The 15256-nt window shown below is 54.9% G+C and carries 18 protein-coding genes; 5 read left to right on the top strand and 13 right to left on the bottom strand.

Annotated elements, in window-relative coordinates; translation table 11 throughout:
* The first annotated feature begins 13 nt into the window (after positions 1-13).
* The gene (locus PH603_RS13085) at positions 14-1033 is read left to right on the top strand and encodes a cupin-like domain-containing protein (protein ID WP_289502985.1); all 1020 of its coding nucleotides are present in this window, start codon (positions 14-16) and stop codon (positions 1031-1033) included.
* A gap of 220 nt (positions 1034-1253) precedes the next feature.
* Here PH603_RS13085 and PH603_RS13080 read toward each other — a convergent pair whose 3' ends face one another.
* Complete coding sequence (locus PH603_RS13080; protein ID WP_289505655.1) at positions 1254-1658, bottom strand: MAPEG family protein; 405 nt, start codon at positions 1656-1658, stop codon at positions 1254-1256.
* A gap of 45 nt (positions 1659-1703) precedes the next feature.
* The gene (locus tag PH603_RS13075) at positions 1704-2021 is read right to left on the bottom strand and encodes a YciI family protein (RefSeq protein ID WP_289502984.1); all 318 of its coding nucleotides are present in this window, start codon (positions 2019-2021) and stop codon (positions 1704-1706) included.
* A gap of 132 nt (positions 2022-2153) precedes the next feature.
* Here PH603_RS13075 and PH603_RS13070 point away from each other — a divergent pair, with 132 nt between their 5' ends.
* Entirely contained in the window at positions 2154-2744 is a 591-nt protein-coding gene (locus PH603_RS13070; protein WP_289502983.1) for a TetR/AcrR family transcriptional regulator, read from the top strand.
* Positions 2745-2883: 139 nt separating this feature from the next.
* On the opposite strand, the gene PH603_RS13065 is transcribed toward PH603_RS13070, so the two are convergent.
* From PH603_RS13065 to PH603_RS13055, 3 genes are read right to left on the bottom strand one after another with little or no spacing between them, the layout of a single operon-like run.
* Positions 2884-3318 (bottom strand): SRPBCC family protein, encoded by a 435-nt coding sequence (locus PH603_RS13065; protein WP_289502982.1) that lies wholly within the window; start codon positions 3316-3318, stop codon positions 2884-2886.
* Positions 3315-3641, bottom strand: a complete 327-nt coding sequence (locus PH603_RS13060; RefSeq protein WP_289505654.1) for an ArsR/SmtB family transcription factor — start codon at positions 3639-3641, stop codon at positions 3315-3317. The genes PH603_RS13065 and PH603_RS13060 overlap by 4 nt, the downstream gene beginning before the upstream one ends.
* Positions 3642-3662: 21 nt before the next feature.
* Positions 3663-4112, bottom strand: a complete 450-nt coding sequence (locus tag PH603_RS13055) for a DUF4437 domain-containing protein (protein ID WP_289502981.1) — start codon at positions 4110-4112, stop codon at positions 3663-3665.
* A 129-nt stretch (positions 4113-4241) separates the two neighbouring features.
* On the opposite strand from PH603_RS13055, the gene PH603_RS13050 reads away from it, so the two are divergent.
* On the top strand, positions 4242-5009 hold the full coding sequence (locus PH603_RS13050; RefSeq protein WP_289502980.1) for an SDR family NAD(P)-dependent oxidoreductase: 768 nt from the start codon (positions 4242-4244) through the stop codon (positions 5007-5009).
* A complete protein-coding gene (locus tag PH603_RS13045) occupies positions 5006-5635 on the top strand; it encodes a class I SAM-dependent methyltransferase (RefSeq protein ID WP_289502979.1) in 630 nt (209 codons plus the stop codon). Before PH603_RS13050 ends, PH603_RS13045 begins: the two co-directional genes overlap by 4 nt.
* A 23-nt stretch (positions 5636-5658) precedes the next feature.
* Here PH603_RS13045 and PH603_RS13040 read toward each other — a convergent pair whose 3' ends face one another.
* Positions 5659-6135 carry an SRPBCC family protein gene (locus tag PH603_RS13040; protein ID WP_289502978.1) on the bottom strand — a complete coding sequence of 159 codons (477 nt, stop codon included), beginning with the start codon at positions 6133-6135 and terminating at the stop codon, positions 5659-5661.
* A gap of 74 nt (positions 6136-6209) precedes the next feature.
* Here PH603_RS13040 and PH603_RS13035 point away from each other — a divergent pair, with 74 nt between their 5' ends.
* Complete coding sequence (locus tag PH603_RS13035) at positions 6210-6926, top strand: helix-turn-helix transcriptional regulator (protein WP_289502977.1); 717 nt, start codon at positions 6210-6212, stop codon at positions 6924-6926.
* A gap of 803 nt (positions 6927-7729) precedes the next feature.
* Here the strand turns inward: PH603_RS13035 and PH603_RS13030 are convergent.
* The 7 genes from PH603_RS13030 to PH603_RS13000 are packed head-to-tail and all read right to left on the bottom strand — an operon-like array spanning position 7730 to position 15252.
* On the bottom strand, positions 7730-8533 hold the full coding sequence (locus PH603_RS13030; RefSeq protein WP_289502976.1) for a hypothetical protein: 804 nt from the start codon (positions 8531-8533) through the stop codon (positions 7730-7732).
* Between the two features lie 21 nt (positions 8534-8554).
* Positions 8555-8845: a PAAR domain-containing protein gene (locus PH603_RS13025; protein ID WP_289502975.1), complete on the bottom strand. Its 291-nt coding sequence runs from the start codon at positions 8843-8845 to the stop codon at positions 8555-8557.
* Positions 8846-8856: 11 nt separating this feature from the next.
* Positions 8857-10236 (bottom strand): eCIS core domain-containing protein, encoded by a 1380-nt coding sequence (locus PH603_RS13020; RefSeq protein ID WP_289502974.1) that lies wholly within the window; start codon positions 10234-10236, stop codon positions 8857-8859.
* 10 nt (positions 10237-10246) lie between these two features.
* Positions 10247-10951 carry an HNH endonuclease gene (locus PH603_RS13015; RefSeq protein ID WP_289502973.1) on the bottom strand — a complete coding sequence of 235 codons (705 nt, stop codon included), beginning with the start codon at positions 10949-10951 and terminating at the stop codon, positions 10247-10249.
* Positions 10948-12330 carry an ATP-binding protein gene (locus tag PH603_RS13010; protein WP_289502972.1) on the bottom strand — a complete coding sequence of 461 codons (1383 nt, stop codon included), beginning with the start codon at positions 12328-12330 and terminating at the stop codon, positions 10948-10950. Before PH603_RS13010 ends, PH603_RS13015 begins: the two co-directional genes overlap by 4 nt.
* A complete protein-coding gene (locus PH603_RS13005; protein WP_289502971.1) occupies positions 12327-13019 on the bottom strand; it encodes a contractile injection system tape measure protein in 693 nt (230 codons plus the stop codon). Before PH603_RS13005 ends, PH603_RS13010 begins: the two co-directional genes overlap by 4 nt.
* A complete protein-coding gene (locus PH603_RS13000; RefSeq protein ID WP_289502970.1) occupies positions 13003-15252 on the bottom strand; it encodes a hypothetical protein in 2250 nt (749 codons plus the stop codon). Before PH603_RS13000 ends, PH603_RS13005 begins: the two co-directional genes overlap by 17 nt.
* Between the last annotated feature and the right edge of the window lie 4 nt (positions 15253-15256).

Below are 15256 nucleotides of genomic sequence, written 5' to 3'. Positions count from 1 at the left end.
GCCAGGAGTACAAATGCAGAATGTGAGGGAAGTCAGGGGCATTGCGCCTGAAGATATACCATTCGAAGAACTTATCGACGGTCAGAAGCCGGTCGTTCTCCGGGAGCTTGTCAAGGACTGGGCACTTGTTAAGGCTGGCCAGAGTTCCATACAGGCTGCGATGCATTATCTGCTGAAATTTGAATCGGGTCATCGGTATGCTATGTACCGGATACCTTCTGACGACTGTGGCCGTGTTTTTTACAATGAGGCTATGTCCGCGCCGAACTATCAGGTCAGCCAAGTCAGTTTTCAGGAATTTCTTTCTGCAATCGAAGATCAACTTTCTGCCCATGAGGCAGAGTCTTATTACATTGGCTCTAGAGATGCAGAGCGATTTTTTCCAGGATTCAGGGCGGATAATGATTTGCCGTTGACCCATCCAATGTTTGGACATGGAAATTTATTCGCCACACTTTGGCTGGGGAGTAAAACGAGGGTTGCAGCGCATTATGATGTGTCTAACAACCTTGCGTGTAATTTGGTTGGCAAGCGGCGCTTTACACTTTTCCCGCCAGAAGCTGTTCACTCACTGTATCCTGGTCCATTGGAGATGACCCCTGGGGGGCAGGCGCTTTCGATGGTGGATTTCAATGCGCCAGACTACAGACTTTATCCCAAGTTCAGGGACGCTATTGCCGCAGCCCAAGTCGCGGAATTAAATCCGGGGGATGTCCTCTTTTTTCCAGCTCTTTGGTGGCATCAAGTAGAGGCGATAGAGCAATTCAATGTAATGATGAACTATTGGTGGAACGATGTTCCTGCTCATATCGATGATCCACGTGGGGCGTTATTACATAGTATGCTAGCCCTTCGTGACCGGCCTGAGCATGAAAAGCATGCCTGGAAACATATTTTCGATCACTATGTTTTTGGAGATCCGACAGTGCCGCGTCAGCATCTACCTCTGCATGTCCGCGGTTCTCTGGAAAAGTTAGATGCCGTTTCCGCGCGGGGGCTGAGATCACGGATTCTAAGGTTGTTGAACCGCTGAGTATGTAAGGGCGTTATCTTAGCTGGTCTGCAGCCGACACGAAGGGAGTGCCGGCTGCAGTTTTTGCCAAGACTATTAGCTCGGGATCATCAACCGCTTACTCACAATATTTACTCGTTAAGCATAATCCGCTGAGCATTGGCAAATTCAAATCGACCGCGTCTCACTCAATGGCTCACAATCAGAAAACTTGCTAAATGTGGATTGCTGTCAGCTATTACTAATTTGTAGCAGCGATCATCGACCACCATCCAAGATAGCCTCCTGTCAATGCAAATGAGGTGAAAGTCAGGATCATGCCAGCAGCGCGGGCGTTCCCTGTGCCGTTGGTAGCGAGAAGACACCACGCATGCAATGATCTTCCAAGAACCATTGATGCGCCCGCACTCGCGATCAGCCATGTCGCGGCTCCCGCGAGTTCACAGATCGCAAGAAGCGTAATAAAGAACGGCACATACTGGACATAGTTGCTTTGGGCCGCACGACGCCTGGCTAGGTCTGAATTGCCCGCTTCACCGAAAAAAATGCCGGTTTGCAAGCGCTTGACACCAACCTGAATGCTCAGTGGGATAAGGCTGAGTGCTAGAATCGAGGCAATTGCAGCAGTGATAGTTAATTGCGTCATCAATTTTGAACCTCTATGAGAAAAGATTTGCTGCCGACAATTCAGCTACATGGGAATGTTCAGGGCAGGCGCGATCTCAATGGAGCCGCCTATTGCGATATGAGGGCATTTCGTTGCCAATTCAGTGGCGCTATCAAGACTCTCAGTTTTAACGACCGTGTATCCTGAGACAGGGTTGGCCCCTCCATCCAGGGAGATCCCCGACTGCCCAACCGTAACCGACTTCCCGACGACCAGGCCGCGATCTACAACTGCTTCCCCTAGGCTGGACATCCAATCCAACCATTTGCCCATGTATTCCTTTCCTTCTTCCGGTGACATGGACTTCGGGCCGCCATGGTACACGAAAACATACTTCTGCATTGGTAAGCTCCCTGCTGCTTAGTGGTCATTCTGAATCTTTTTATGCACTGCTTTTAAATATGTTAAAGAACATATTTAAAAGCAGTGCAGTATAGTTGGGCAACATGAGTGATGAACTAGAGGAGTAGTCAGGTGCCCTATAGTGCTAGTCATAAGATGAAAACGAGGGGGAGGATTGTTGAAGCGGCTCGAGTTCTGTTCAACAAGAACGGATTTGAAAAAGTAACAATTGACCAAATCATGGAGGCTTCTGGACTGACCAGAGGAGGCTTCTACAATCATTTTCAGAGTAAGGAGGCGCTCTATAGTGAGGCGGTCGACAGTTTTCTCATGGGAAGAGGTGCTGAATGGCGGAAGGATGCGCAAGTAGATTCGGAAAATCCATCCATTGAAGCCGTCCGGCGTATGGTTCTAGGCTATCTTTCTGTCGAGCATCTTGCTGATGTAGAAGGACAGTGTCCCATGATTGCTTTGCCATCCGATGTTGCTCGTGCCAACCCGAGCGTTCAGGCAGCCTATCAGAGACTGCTCGAGGCTATGGTTCGGTTGTTCCAGCAAGGTATGTCTGAACGACAATCAAAGGCTAGGGAAAAGGCATTGTCTTTGGCTGCGTTATGTGTCGGGGGAATGGTTTTGGCTCGGACGATACCCGATAAGAATTTTGCGGAAGAAATCCGTACTGCAGCGCAGGAAATGGTTGAAGAATTGATCGGAGCATTATGATCCGGAAAAATGCGCCAAAGTGAGATGGATCTTTTGCCGCGGTTAAAGTGGCTATCTCCATCTCACTATGTGCGTGTGCTGGCTGGCTATGTTCAATGACTTTTATTGTTGTTACAGCCAACGCTAAGATCAGACTTCGTCAGGCGCCGCTGGGATTGCAACTCGCGAGACGAGCCAAATGCCGTGACCAGCCTTCGTCAAGGGCTGCCATGAGGGCTAATGAGAAGGATCCAATCGCTTCTGAAATACCCTCGTGTGTTAGCTCTAGATAAGTGCCACCCTCAACACTCTGCAGCTTCCAGATCACGGTGCTCGTTCCGCCATTGAATGGGGCAATGGAAAAAGTGGTGACTAATCGAGAGCAGGGAGCAAACTCTACAACTTCCCCCCATACGGTCGGCTTTCCATCATCTTTCATGCCCAGCATGTATGGTTTGCCGTGGGCCAAGGTTTCCCTGGCGGGATGGTACCACTCTCCGAGTAGCTCTTTGTCGGTAAGAAAGGCCCATACTGTTTCAGGTTTTGCCTTGATGAATGCAGTTTTGCGGATCGCTGGTGAATTCAATTTTTTCATCCTTCAGGTTTGGAATTTTGGGCTGCTTCGGCGGCTTCAGCAGCAGCGATAAGGCGCTGCAGCCTACCGGCCCAGATGCTGTCAAACTGGCGTAACCAGAACTGGATTGCTTGAAAACCACTAGGGTCTATTTGATTTATTCGTTCTCGTCCGGATTTACGTACCCTGATCAGGCCGCCCTCCTCCAGGATTGTCAGGTGTTTTTTAACGGCAGCTCTAGTCATGTTGAACTGCTCAGAGATTTCTCCGATTGACTGATCATGGTCAGTCAACATCACCATGATTTGCCGTCTTGTGGGATCTGCAAGGCCTCGAAAGGCCATGTGTGTAGTGTCATGCTGCATTCAGTTACCTGATTTTTCATCTTGAACCGGGACAAAGTCGAAAGCGCCGTCCTGGTAAAGGAATGTGACGCATTCGACCTCAGAAACACACCGGCTCACGTGAGGAAGATTCGCGGGAATATGATAATATGCCCCGGTAGCCAGAGTCTTTGCATCTTCATTGCTATCCTTCGAATACGAGTGCGTCATTTCGCCGGCCACCACGATGCCAAACATGTCTGCCGTCTTGATGTGGAGTGGGCTCTCCGTGCCTGCTGGTAGTCGTACCATTGCCATATAAGCCTCCTTGAAACGTTCCCCCTCTAAGGAAGCGAATGCCACGCCCTCAGGGGTGGTTTCGAACGCGAGATCTTCAATGTTTGCAACGCGTATTTCATCATCGGCCACAGCTTCAAATGGCACGGAGCAAACTAAGAGGCAGCTCAGTGCGGGGAGGGTTCTGATAGTCATTTCCGTCTCCATATGTAACCAAAAGGTATTACAATATGTTTTATATAAAACACAAAATCAATGGGTTGATTATAAAAATATTTTATGTGATACCAAAAGGTATCTTAATTATTGAATGGTCCGTGATGGATGATTGGCGTTGTGACGGGCGATGGGGAGGTGATGAATATGGTGCATAAAGTTCTGGTGACAGGTTCAAGTACTGGGTTTGGAGACGCGATAGCGCGCCAATTTATCGGCCGAGGTGTAAAGCTTGTCGGATTGTCGCGATCAGGTGGCGGTTTGGAGGATCTGAGGTCAGATCCAAATGTGACTCTGTATTCTGGCGATGTAACAGATAGAGCGCTGGCCGCAGAGCTCCTGGCTCGACATCGCCCCGACACGGTCATCCTTAACGCCGGTGTTATTGGTGATGTTGCGCCGATCACTCATCAGACGTGGGAGTCCTTCACTGCAACTTGGGAGACCGACGTAAAGGCTACCCTTGTATGGTGCCAGGAGGCGGTGAGGTTGCCATTGGAGGGGGCGACTATTGTTGTAATGTCGAGCGGTGCTGCAATTGGTGGTTCGCCTTTAACAGGCGGCTACGGTGGCGCAAAAAGAACGCAATGGATAATGGCTAATCATTTCCAAGAAGAATGTAACAGGATTGGCATCCAGATCAGATTCGTGACCGTGTTTCCGAGGATAACGGGGGATACCAAATTGAGCCGCGACGCTGCTCAGGCATATGGGGCACGCGCAAACCTGACAGCTGAAGAGTGGCTAAGTGGTCTCGGTCAGCCCTTCAACGCGTCCAGTTTAGCAAGGTCCGTATACACCCTATTGGAAGCCTCGCCTGTCTTGGGGGCGAACGCATATGCGATTAATGGTGAGGGCTTCAGGATAATGCCATGATCCTGCTGGGTAAGTCAGGCAGCTCCTTAATCAGGGGGGGCATCTTCTGGGGTATTGTTTCATCGTTTGGGGGGAGTCGATTAGATAAAATCGAGCGTGATATTCTGACTAGGGTCCGTAAGAGGCTTTCAGCGAGTTCTGCCGTCTTGGATGTGGGGTGCGGTATTGGCAATTTGGCAAGAGCGATTGCGCCCTATGTCAGGAAAGTGGTTGCGGTTGACCCTGTGGAGGGCATGATCGAGCGCGCGAATATGATCGGCGGCCTGCCTAATCTCGAATTTCAGGTCAAGACTCTTGATATGTGCCTGAACAATGGGGGCGTTTATTCCGCCGTCCTTTGCACTCATGTGCTTCAGTACGTTGATAAACCAGATGAATTTCTAAGAAATATTGCGAAGTTGAGTGACGACGGATTGGTAATGATCGCAGTAGCTTGCCTGGGCGAACGTCGAAGCCTTTTAGCATCAATAATAAGCTTGATGGGGGCGATAGGCATCATGCCTCGGTTCCATCAGCTAACGTTTCTGGATGTCAGATCAATTATAGAATTATCAGGGCTCAATATTGTTGATTTCGATATTTTGGATAAAGATATGAATATCATATGGGCTGTCTGCAAAAAGTGATTATTCATGAAATCATAGCGTGTTTATTTTTGTTTTTCAGCGTGTGACTTTAGTCCTATTAGCATTGAGGAAATAACTTTTTTGAATTTTTTTTGCATACATAATTTATTCATTATTGCGACAAATATGTTCTTTGAATCGTAATATGTTCGGCTGGTTACAACTGTACTGCCGTGAGAGTTCTGAGTGCTGAGCTCAAAGCTGTAGTTGTTGAACATTTTGCTCATGCCGAATGTGTCATCAATCACAGCATAATGAATTGAAACGCCAGGGAGGTGTGCCACAACCCTCTCATTTATCGTACCGGACCTACCTGCTAGCGTTGCCCTACATTTTCGTTCGGAGCCGATCTTTTCTCCTGATTGATCCCATTCCAGTACTTCATTAACGGCGGGCATCCAGTGAACGAGTTGAGGCGCATCCAGAAGAACATCCCAGACTTTGTGTGCGGGGGCGTCCATGAAGATGGTCTCTTGAATTTGTAGAGTGCCCTTTTTCATTTTAACGTGCTCCTTCAAGCTTCTAAAAAAACAGATAATTGATAAAAGTGTCAAAACATGGCACTGTTGTTTGCATGCGCAAGTTGGATCGACATCGAAGGTTGCTGGCGGAGCTGAGGCATCGGGATCATCACACAATTGATGCGCTGGCGCTTCGTGTTGGCGCTTCTCGCAGAACAGTAATTCGGGATATCGCTGAGCTCAGGGATCAGGGATATGTAATTGAGTCCGAACCGGGCCGTGGGGGAGGGGTGGCGCTGGACCCTCGATCTATCATCTCAAGGCCGAGACTAATGGCATCTGAGGTGGCTGCACTCATTATATACACGGCTGTCGCGGAGAAGTTGTCGTTATTACCCTTCCCGTCACGCACCCGTGCTGCCCTCGACAAGATCGAGGCGAGTTTGCACGCAGAATCCCTGAGAGATCTTAGGAGGCTTTTTGCTCGCATTCATGTAGGGCCTGCAAGCACAGCGAGGGGAAGAAGTGAAGTTAATCATTCGAACTTTGAACTTGTGTTCGAGGGAATTGAAAGGGCCTTCTTTAGCCAACATTGCATTGACTTAAGTTACCGCGATAGCGCTGGTCGTGACACACATCGCAAGGTCGAGCCTCAGGGCATACTAATAATGGCGCCGGTTTGGTATCTGATAGGTTTTGACACAGAAAAACAGGAGCTTAGGCATTTTCGAATAGATCGGATTTTGAAGCTTGAAATTGATTTTGATAAAAACTTCATGCTCAGAAAGCTTCATCTTGAAGGTGCCAAGTGTCCTTTTGGAGGGGGCTGACCTTGTCGGCGTCATCTCAGCGGATTACGCCTAAATCATTTTGAGTTCCTGGGTAGAACCGGTCGCCTGATCCATCAAATGGCATTGCGGAAGTATCGGGCATCTAATGTGAGTGCGAACCTTTATTGACGTGGCTTTTGATAGGCTGCGCGCAGACAGATTCCTCAAATAGTGCTCTGCGCGTGATACACTTGCCAGCATTGATAACGCTTAGTGGAACAATATCTTCCATATAATCCATGTTAATCGGCGGCGCCGGTTGGCGCTTCCCCATCCTATCACAAGGCAGCTCAAGGTGCCTGTCAGATGGCAGCGTTGCAACCATTAGGTCCCCCATACCTGCAGTTCGAGGAGGGGGCAAATGGGTCAGTTGACTGAATGCATAGAGATGAATTCTACCCATGCCATTGAAAGTCCGGCACCGAAGGGTATGTTGAAATGCCGGATCATGAGCTGGATAGTGGGCGCGTCTCAAAGCCCTATTCAGCGTGAACGTCAACTACCTGCATACCAGGATTGGGCTACAAGTCTCGTCAAGGCCAGCGAAGCTGGCTACATAGACCCTGACATACTTTGGCGGCTGACGTGTGACCTAGCCTGATTAAGGTTTCTATGAGCAAAAATCCCTGCGCCAAATTTGCGCCAAGTGCTTGTAACTCATTGATATCAATAAGGGTCTGGTGCCGGCAGCGGGCACCAATTACTTTAAGTTATTGATTTTATTTGACTATTTTGGATTTTTCTCGACGGGTTCATGCACTTCCCATGTGACCTTTCGCGCCGCGCTTGGTGCAAGATTATTCTCAGGATTTCCCCACCAGCACGAGGCTGCCGCATTTCTTGACGGCATCGACCATCGCGGATTTACCGCCTTTCTTTTTCTGGATATAGGCATTGGCGTTGCCAAGGGTCGTGAGTATCTGGTCGTAAACAGGCTGAGTTGTGGTATTGAGCGAAGTGATCCCTTTGGCATCGAGTGTTTTCAAGTCAATGGCGGCGAGCTTGTCGATCTCGGCGGAAATGTCGGTGATCGGCTCCTTGCCAAGGAGCGGGCCTGAGAAAATATGCCAGAAAAGGTCGCTGTCGTAACAGCTGAGGGTGCCGTAATCCTTGGCGAGCATGGCAAACTTGCCCATCCAGTCGAGCTTGGCCTTGGAGGCCGCTATCGTGTCATTGAGGCCCTGTACGGTTTCGGCGGCGGCGGCTTCCTTCTGCTGGGCGGCCATCTGATCGTTGATCTTCTGGACAGCGTCCGCAACGATGCTCGTCTTCGCGGCGTCAAGCGCATCGGAGGTCTGCTTCAATTCCGATGTCAGTGCATCAACATCCTTCTGCAGCGTTTCCTGAGTGGCAAGGGCCGTTGCCCATTCCTTGTCGAATGTCTGGGCGCTGTCCGCCTGGCTCGCCGTCGCCTTGTCGAAAGCGTCTTTTAGATCAGCAATCGCCTGCTCGTTGTTGCTGATCCGTGCCCCGAGCGTGGCATTGAGGCTGGTGACCGCGCCTTCACGTGCCGTCTGTTCCTTGCCAAGTTCGACATAGAAATAGGCAGCTGCTGCCGCCGCAATCAGGAAAGCAAGGATCGAGAGGACATTGATCGAGCGTATCATCTGCTTCTCCGATGCGGCCTATCAGCCGCCGATTATCACCGTGGGGCTGCCCAGCACGATGGTGCCGCCATGGGCCGTCGTATCCCCCATGCGCGCTGCCGGCATGCCACCGATGAACACCGTCGCTGAGCCCTTCACGATGGTGTCCGGCGGGCCGACGCAGGTGAGTGGCGTGCCGACCACTGCTGCGGGCAGGCTGTTGATCAGCACCGTCGGCGTCCCTGGGGGCAGGATCGGCCCGCCCACATGGGGCACGATACCGGTCACCATCGGGCATGTATGCATGTCAGTGATGCGGGCAGCGGGGGGCATGGGGGGTTCCTTCAACTGATCTTGTTCTTGCTGTCTTCAAGGGCGTCCACTGCAGCGTCGAGGGCTTCATCAGCTTCGACAAGACGGTCATCGGCCGCATCTGCTTCCTTCCACCCAGGATTACCCTTGCTGATTTTGTCCATCAGTTCCTCTGTTGCGGATTTGGTCTCTTGCAGTTGGTTACGGGTTAACTCAACAGACATGAGTGCTTTCTTGGCAATATTCTTGGCAGGGCCATTCGGGGTTGGAGGCACTGACTTGCCCTCGGTTTCATACTCTTTATTTTTGAACCCGGCGCGAACCTGCTTGGTCCGGCCGCTTCCTTCGCTGCCCCACTGGATTCCGAGAAGCGCTGCATTCTGTCCCTGTTTCACACCCGGGGTTGATCCCGTCGACACTGCTCCCGTGTGATGGCTCTTCTCGCCGTGCATATCTTTGTCAGAGACTTTCGGCTCAACTTTCCATGTGCAGTGAAGGCTGGCCCTGGGGTCTTCTATGAATTCATCCATTTGACCGGTACTCACCGCCTCGACAGCGTAGTGAACTGAATATTTGTCCTTCGAGACGGTTTTCTCATTCAGTTCATAGGCATCAAGAAGCGCCTGCTTTACCGGCTTTTCAACGTCATAAAGATGGCTGCCGTTTGCCTTGGCAGTGATGGGAAACATGTTTTCCCAGATGCCGGGGCCACCCAGATTATCGTTCAGCAGGTGTCCCCTTAAAAAGCCCTCCCCCGGGTAGTGAATCCGCAATTCCTTCATCAAAAGGTCGTGCTCCTTGCTCGACCCGGGGGATGAGCCTTTCAGGGGCTTGTGAGGGACAAGATCGGCAGTGGTTTTCTTTCCGACAGCTACCTTGTGTCCCTTCCCCTTCGCGCTGAAATCGAGTTCTTGTTGGGTGAATGCTACGTGCGAGTCCTTCAACTGCAGCAGTGCGGGGAGAGAGGTGTCTCCAAAGCCGAATTGTAGCGGGAGTGTCGCCTGGGCATTCACGGCCATCTGCATGGCTTTCGCCCCCATTGTGTCGGCTTCCCTTTCAAGGCTCTGATCGGTGTTGACCGGCATCCCGCTCATCTTGCCGGTGGCGCTGACGCGGCCCTGTTTTTGCTGGGCGACATGCCAGGCTTCGTGCGGCAGATGCTGCTCCTGCCCCGGCGCCACATGGATGCTGGCGCCGCGCGCGAAGGCGTGGGCGCCGTATTTGCCGGGCTCGGGCGAATTGAATTGCACCTTCACATCCGCCATCGACTGGCCGGACAAGCTTTCGATGCTGGATTGCAGGTTTTCAGGCAGATCGCCCGCTGACGGTTTTCGCTGGAGCGCGACGCCGTCTTTCCCGGCACCGGGCGCTGAAGGGAGCGCGCTATCACGATGAGACTTGGATCGGGTCATCGTCTGTCCTTCAATTCTTCGGCCACAGGTGGACGCCGCCATTGTGGCCGAAGGCCCGATGAACGGCCATGTCAACAAGGGCCATGTCGTAGGTTGGGGTTTTTAGGTGGTGCCAGGTCCATTTTGCGGTCCGGTCGGCCGGTTTGATACCAGCCTTCTTGTCGGCCATGCTGAAATGCTGTGGACGGTCATTCGTGTCGATATATTCGTCCTTGCCGCCAAGCGTTTCACCATAGTCGCGGCCGCCTTTGCTGCCCTTTTTGATATTCACATGCTTGTGGTTAGCGCTGCTCCAGCCATCGGGGTTGTCCTTGGGCTGATCAAAATAGATAGTGCCGCCATCCTTGCGGTCAAAGGTCAGCTTGTAGGATTTGCTAGCGTTTGCAGGCTTCACGCTTTTCGGGCCCGACTGGCCATCATTGAATTTGGCCTGAACTACCAGGTCCGGGCGTCCGGTATAGTCGCCGGGCTCGTCAAGGCCGCCATGTTCGACTTCGTTGAGATGTGCTTCAACATCGGGACTGCTTTCAAGTTGGGCGTCTGACAGCTCGTTCACCTGGATTTCGCGGCGGACAAGTCGGCCAGTCTCTTCGCTGCGTTCCCAGACCTTTGTAAACTGCAGGGGGCTGGCACGGCTGAGGGTGAGGCCGCCTGGGCCGCTGCCGCTGGCGAACGGTGCGGGGGTCCATTCCCTTGTCTGTCGTTCTGCGGTCATGACGACTTCCCCTCTTTCGCAAGTTCCAGACGGAAGCCTTCTTCGATTTCGTCCAGTTGCAAGGTGGCGTCGCCCGCAGCAAAGGCTGACAGCCAGGCATGGCGGATGGCATTGACAATGGTGGCGCCTGATACCGTGAATTTGGTTGCCAGATGCTTTGGGTCAATGTCTTTCGAGGCAGTCTTGCCGAGGCAGTCCCGGATCAGCCGTTCGCGCATCGGTGCATCGGGCAGTGGAAAATGGATCAGTTGGTGAAAGCGCCTGAGAAAGGCATCATCGAAATTGGTGACAAGGTTGCTCGCGAGTATCGCAAGGCCCGAGAATGCCTCCAGCCGCTGCAGCATGTAGCCGACTTCCATATTGGCATAGCGGTCGTTCGAGCTGTTGATACTGGTGCGTTTGCCGAACAGTGCATCGGCCTCATCGAAGAACAGGATCCAGCCGCGCCGTTCGGCTTCGGTAAAGAGGCGGTCGAGGTTCTTTTCGGTTTCGCCTATATATTTGGAGACAAGCTGGGCAAGGTCGACACTGATGACAGGCCTTTCCGCCCTTTTGCCGACAAGGGCGGCGGCAAGCGTCTTGCCGGTTCCTGATGGCCCATGGAACAAGATTGTGTGGCCCGGCCGCAGGTGTGAGCCGAGGCCGTCGATTTCATGCAGACGACCACCATGTTCGATCCATGCAAGCACGCGGGCAAGTGCGGCACTGGTTGCAGGTGGCACCACGAGGTCGTCCCATGCGAGCCGGGAGGTGAGCAGTGCGCCCGGAACACCCGGCGGGACGACAAGCATCGCCTTGCCGCCATCGCGCAGCACCGTCATGGCAGTGGCAGACAGCGCAAGCGGCCGGGCGGTTACAGGTTCGGGGAGGGGGGCTCCTGCGCTGTCGGGAGGAAGCCCGGGACTGCTATCTATGATCCAGTGATCGACAAGTGCGCTGCCGGATTGCAGCAGCGGCAAGAGATCCAGCCGAGCGGCCGGATTGTCACCCGCAAGCAGGAAAAGGGCGGTTTCATGCGTTGGCAGGAAGCCCGCGTGGCCACGCCCCGTGAAGCCGCCGAACTCGCTGTGAGCCCGGTCGTATGTAGCGTTGCGGATGAAAAAGGGGTCGAGAGCTTCAGGCGCGATTTCTGGCGCCAGCGCGAGCATCACAACGAGCCTTTCAGGCACCGTCAATTCATGCGCGGTGGCCCAGCGGGCATAGAGGTCGGGCCGTTGCGCCAGGTCAGGCACAGGCACATCGATGGGCGACGCATAGGGGCACTCCTGCCCGAAATAGAGAGCGATGCGGGCAGCGAGCACCTCACGGAACCAGGCGAACTCCGCCATCAGGCCTGCGTGCCCGTGATCAGCGGATGTGATGTCGGTATTTACGGTCATGGCCAGTCCACCACCATCGGGCGCGCCATCCACGGGTGATAGACAGCACCAAATCCCCACGGAATCGAGGACAGGAGAACGTCTATCGGATGGGGTGATACTTGCAGCTGATCCGTGTCGCTCGCTTTTTCCAGGATGCCGCCCCGTTGCAGCATGGCCTCCCTGAGCCCCGCAACCTTCAGGCTTTGGGCCGCTGGCCAATTGGCGATGATGGAGCCAAGCAGGCGCTCGGCTTCGTCCTTGTGGGGGGCAGGGACAGGTAAACGCTCGCCGTTATCGTGATCGACACCCAGAAGGTGCTGAATGAAAAAGAGGTCATCGCCTGTTTCAGCATCGCGGCCTGTCGCCAGAAAATGAAGGGTCATGGCGGCCTTCGTCGCACCGTTACCCTCAAAGGTGCCGGTCGGGGACAGGAGCCCCAGATTGCGCAGGAACACCGGCAGGTAGGGCGCGATGAGAACAAGGCCCGCGCTGGTGGCGGGTCGTTTGGCGGCTTTCGGTTCGGCCTCTTTGGCAGGATCGATGCTCCGGCGGACTGAAAGCTGTTCGCGCACTGCGCGCTGCACCGACGCTTCATCGGTGAAGCGGTCGTAAAAACGGGCAAGTTTGGCCTTCAGTTCCGGCGCTGAAAGCGGCGCGGTCGGGGCCTGCTTTGGCCCGGCGGCCGGTTCGTCAGTTTTCTTCTGCATCGGGGACTTCCTTCCTTTCGATTTCAGCCCAGCCGCCGATGCCGTGCCGGCCCAGTTCGGCGATAACGCCGAGGCGAGTATGGCCAAGGGCCGGGCCGCCTCCCCAGAAATCGTCGAGCCATGCAAAATAGGCCTCTTCGAAGGCAATAAGGTCAGCGGCAGGAAGCGGCAGGATGTTGACCAGCAGATGGGCGGGCAGGGCTTCTGCAACCAACCAGTCGAGCGTGGTCAGGTCTGCCTGTGGCTGCCAGCGCTCCGGTGCGGCAGGAACGACCAGCGTCACTTGATGGCAAAATGCAGGGCTTAGGGCCTTGCCCCCCGCATCTGCAGGCCGCAGCAGAAGATGCTCGACAAGATAGATGCCACTGCCACCTTCTGGCTCGGCATTGCGGACGGAGGCCTCAATGGCCTTTTCCGCCGCGGCGCGGCTATCGAAAGCGAGAGTGCTGTGGGCCAGTGTCGCACCGCTTTCATCAATGAGGCTGACCCGATAGCCGGGCGTGCCGGACGCGCGCCGCGTTTCGATCCGGTAGCGGTCCCTGAGCGGCAGCGACAGGCCTGCCACCGCGGCTGCGGCCTCTGTGCTGGCCGGGTCGGAGAAACAGTCCCGGCTGAGAAGCGGCAGGGCATCGCCCCCCTGATCGAGCCTGAAGCGGTATTCCGCATCATCCGCGATGATCGTCAGGCGGTCCTTCAGGGGCGGCCCGTCGTCGTGCGGTCGCAGGCAAAGGCCAGCGGCGAGGCGCTCGAAAGGAGTGAGGCGCCCGGGTGTAGTCGGCGGCTCCAGATAGTTCCAGCCAGCCAGTGGCTGATGCGCCAGCGAGGCCAGGTCTGCAGACGGCAGCCCTGCCGGCGAAGGCAGGTCGTCCTTGGCAACAAGTGCTGCCGTGAAGCGGCCCCAGCCGCGATGAAGGCGGGCGGTCTCGGCGCTGGCCGCCAGGTCGTCTCGGCTTGCCGCCGTCAGGGCAGCGGGGGCATTTTCAAGTCCCTTGTGCAGGTGATCGAATTCCACGGTGCCAGCCGCGATGCTGCGGTCGGCGGAGGTGAGCCCCAGCAATGCAGCGCTTCCAGAGAGGCGCGCCAGAAGGTCGGCGACCGGTTGCTCCAGCATCAACAGGAATGCCTGCAGCTGTTTGGCCTGCGCCTGCCGGGTGTCGCTTGCCTTCGGGGAAAGGGACCCGCGCTTCAGGCCGTAAAGGGCCGGAAAGTCGCGCTGGACGGAAGGGTAGGACGCAAGGTCAGTTCGCTGCGTGCCATGATCAATCGCTTCGTCGTCGCCGGGATAGAGGCGTGCGCGGGGCGCGCGGCCCTGTTCGATGGCTTTCACGAGCCTGTTGAGGTCGGGTTTGACCTGCCGTCCATTGACGAGGACGGAAAGGGCCATGTCACCGGTATCCAGCATATAGGCACAGTGTTCTTCCAGCTGCAGCATGCCACCGGCGGCTTCCACTGTTGTGCCGGCGTCATCCTTGCGCCACAGGAAAAGATCGCGAACCTGCAGGTCCGCTAGTTCCTTTTCAATCTGGTCGGCGATGCTGGCAAGGTCGACCTGTGCCTGCAGGTTGCTTGCCGCCATGCTGGTAGTGTCAAAGATCCCGCGATTGACAGCGGGGCCGGAAGCGACGGCATTCTCGCCGGCGCGCTCGTCGATCCGATAGGCCGGCAGGTTCATCAGGATGGCATCTAGTGCCAGCGTTACAGCGGTCGCACTGGCCTCGGTATCGGCATCCCGCCCGGCTGCGACGGTGACCGAGGCGCCGATCAAGCCACGTTTCGCAAGGGCGATCTCGCCGATATCGGTGCCGACCAGCCGTTGCCGCACAAGGCGTTCGCGGGCGTCACGGCGCAGCCAGCTTTGTTCGGCAGGGCCAAGCGGACGAACCGTATCGATCGCGACCTGAAGAAGGCCGCCTGTTTTGCCGATAATCCACGCATTGCGCACTTCCGGTATGTCGATGAGAAGGGCGCGCACATCGCCGTCTGTCACAGGCACCGTTGCAAGGAGATCAGGCGGCGATGGCAGGGGCGCACCGCCGGGGCCTGAGGCGATGAGATCTGCCACCGGTAGCCCGATCCGGTAGCTGCAGTCGGCCAGCGCTTCGGCCAGATATTCAAGGGCCGTGATGCCTGGGTCATGGGCATTGAAGTCAGTCCAGAGACCGGGCGCAAAGCGCTCAAGGGCTTCGCGCGCACTGCCGATCAGGTCTTCATACCGGATGGGGCTTTCCTGCATCACA

Source organism: Gimibacter soli, assembly GCF_028463845.1.
Classification (GTDB): domain Bacteria; phylum Pseudomonadota; class Alphaproteobacteria; order Sphingomonadales; family Kordiimonadaceae; genus Gimibacter; species Gimibacter soli.
This window is presented reverse-complemented; position numbering and strand designations above follow the sequence as displayed.

Excerpts from the sequence above, each read along its gene's own strand:
- PH603_RS13085 (WP_289502985.1), top strand. The coding sequence starts at position 14 with ATGCAGAATGTGAGGGAAGTCAGGGGCATTGCGCCTGAAGATATACCA.
- PH603_RS13080 (WP_289505655.1), bottom strand. The coding sequence starts at position 1,658 with ATGACGCAATTAACTATCACTGCTGCAATTGCCTCGATTCTAGCACTC.
- PH603_RS13075 (WP_289502984.1), bottom strand. The coding sequence starts at position 2,021 with ATGCAGAAGTATGTTTTCGTGTACCATGGCGGCCCGAAGTCCATGTCA.
- PH603_RS13065 (WP_289502982.1), bottom strand. The coding sequence starts at position 3,318 with ATGAAAAAATTGAATTCACCAGCGATCCGCAAAACTGCATTCATCAAG.
- PH603_RS13060 (WP_289505654.1), bottom strand. The coding sequence starts at position 3,641 with ATGGCCTTTCGAGGCCTTGCAGATCCCACAAGACGGCAAATCATGGTG.
- PH603_RS13055 (WP_289502981.1), bottom strand. The coding sequence starts at position 4,112 with ATGACTATCAGAACCCTCCCCGCACTGAGCTGCCTCTTAGTTTGCTCC.
- PH603_RS13050 (WP_289502980.1), top strand. The coding sequence starts at position 4,242 with ATGATTGGCGTTGTGACGGGCGATGGGGAGGTGATGAATATGGTGCAT.
- PH603_RS13045 (WP_289502979.1), top strand. The coding sequence starts at position 5,006 with ATGATCCTGCTGGGTAAGTCAGGCAGCTCCTTAATCAGGGGGGGCATC.
- PH603_RS13040 (WP_289502978.1), bottom strand. The coding sequence starts at position 6,135 with ATGAAAAAGGGCACTCTACAAATTCAAGAGACCATCTTCATGGACGCC.
- PH603_RS13035 (WP_289502977.1), top strand. The coding sequence starts at position 6,210 with ATGCGCAAGTTGGATCGACATCGAAGGTTGCTGGCGGAGCTGAGGCAT.
- PH603_RS13030 (WP_289502976.1), bottom strand. The coding sequence starts at position 8,533 with ATGATACGCTCGATCAATGTCCTCTCGATCCTTGCTTTCCTGATTGCG.
- PH603_RS13025 (WP_289502975.1), bottom strand. The coding sequence starts at position 8,845 with ATGCCCCCCGCTGCCCGCATCACTGACATGCATACATGCCCGATGGTG.
- PH603_RS13020 (WP_289502974.1), bottom strand. The coding sequence starts at position 10,236 with ATGACCCGATCCAAGTCTCATCGTGATAGCGCGCTCCCTTCAGCGCCC.
- PH603_RS13015 (WP_289502973.1), bottom strand. The coding sequence starts at position 10,951 with ATGACCGCAGAACGACAGACAAGGGAATGGACCCCCGCACCGTTCGCC.
- PH603_RS13010 (WP_289502972.1), bottom strand. The coding sequence starts at position 12,330 with ATGACCGTAAATACCGACATCACATCCGCTGATCACGGGCACGCAGGC.
- PH603_RS13005 (WP_289502971.1), bottom strand. The coding sequence starts at position 13,019 with ATGCAGAAGAAAACTGACGAACCGGCCGCCGGGCCAAAGCAGGCCCCG.
- PH603_RS13000 (WP_289502970.1), bottom strand. The coding sequence starts at position 15,252 with ATGCAGGAAAGCCCCATCCGGTATGAAGACCTGATCGGCAGTGCGCGC.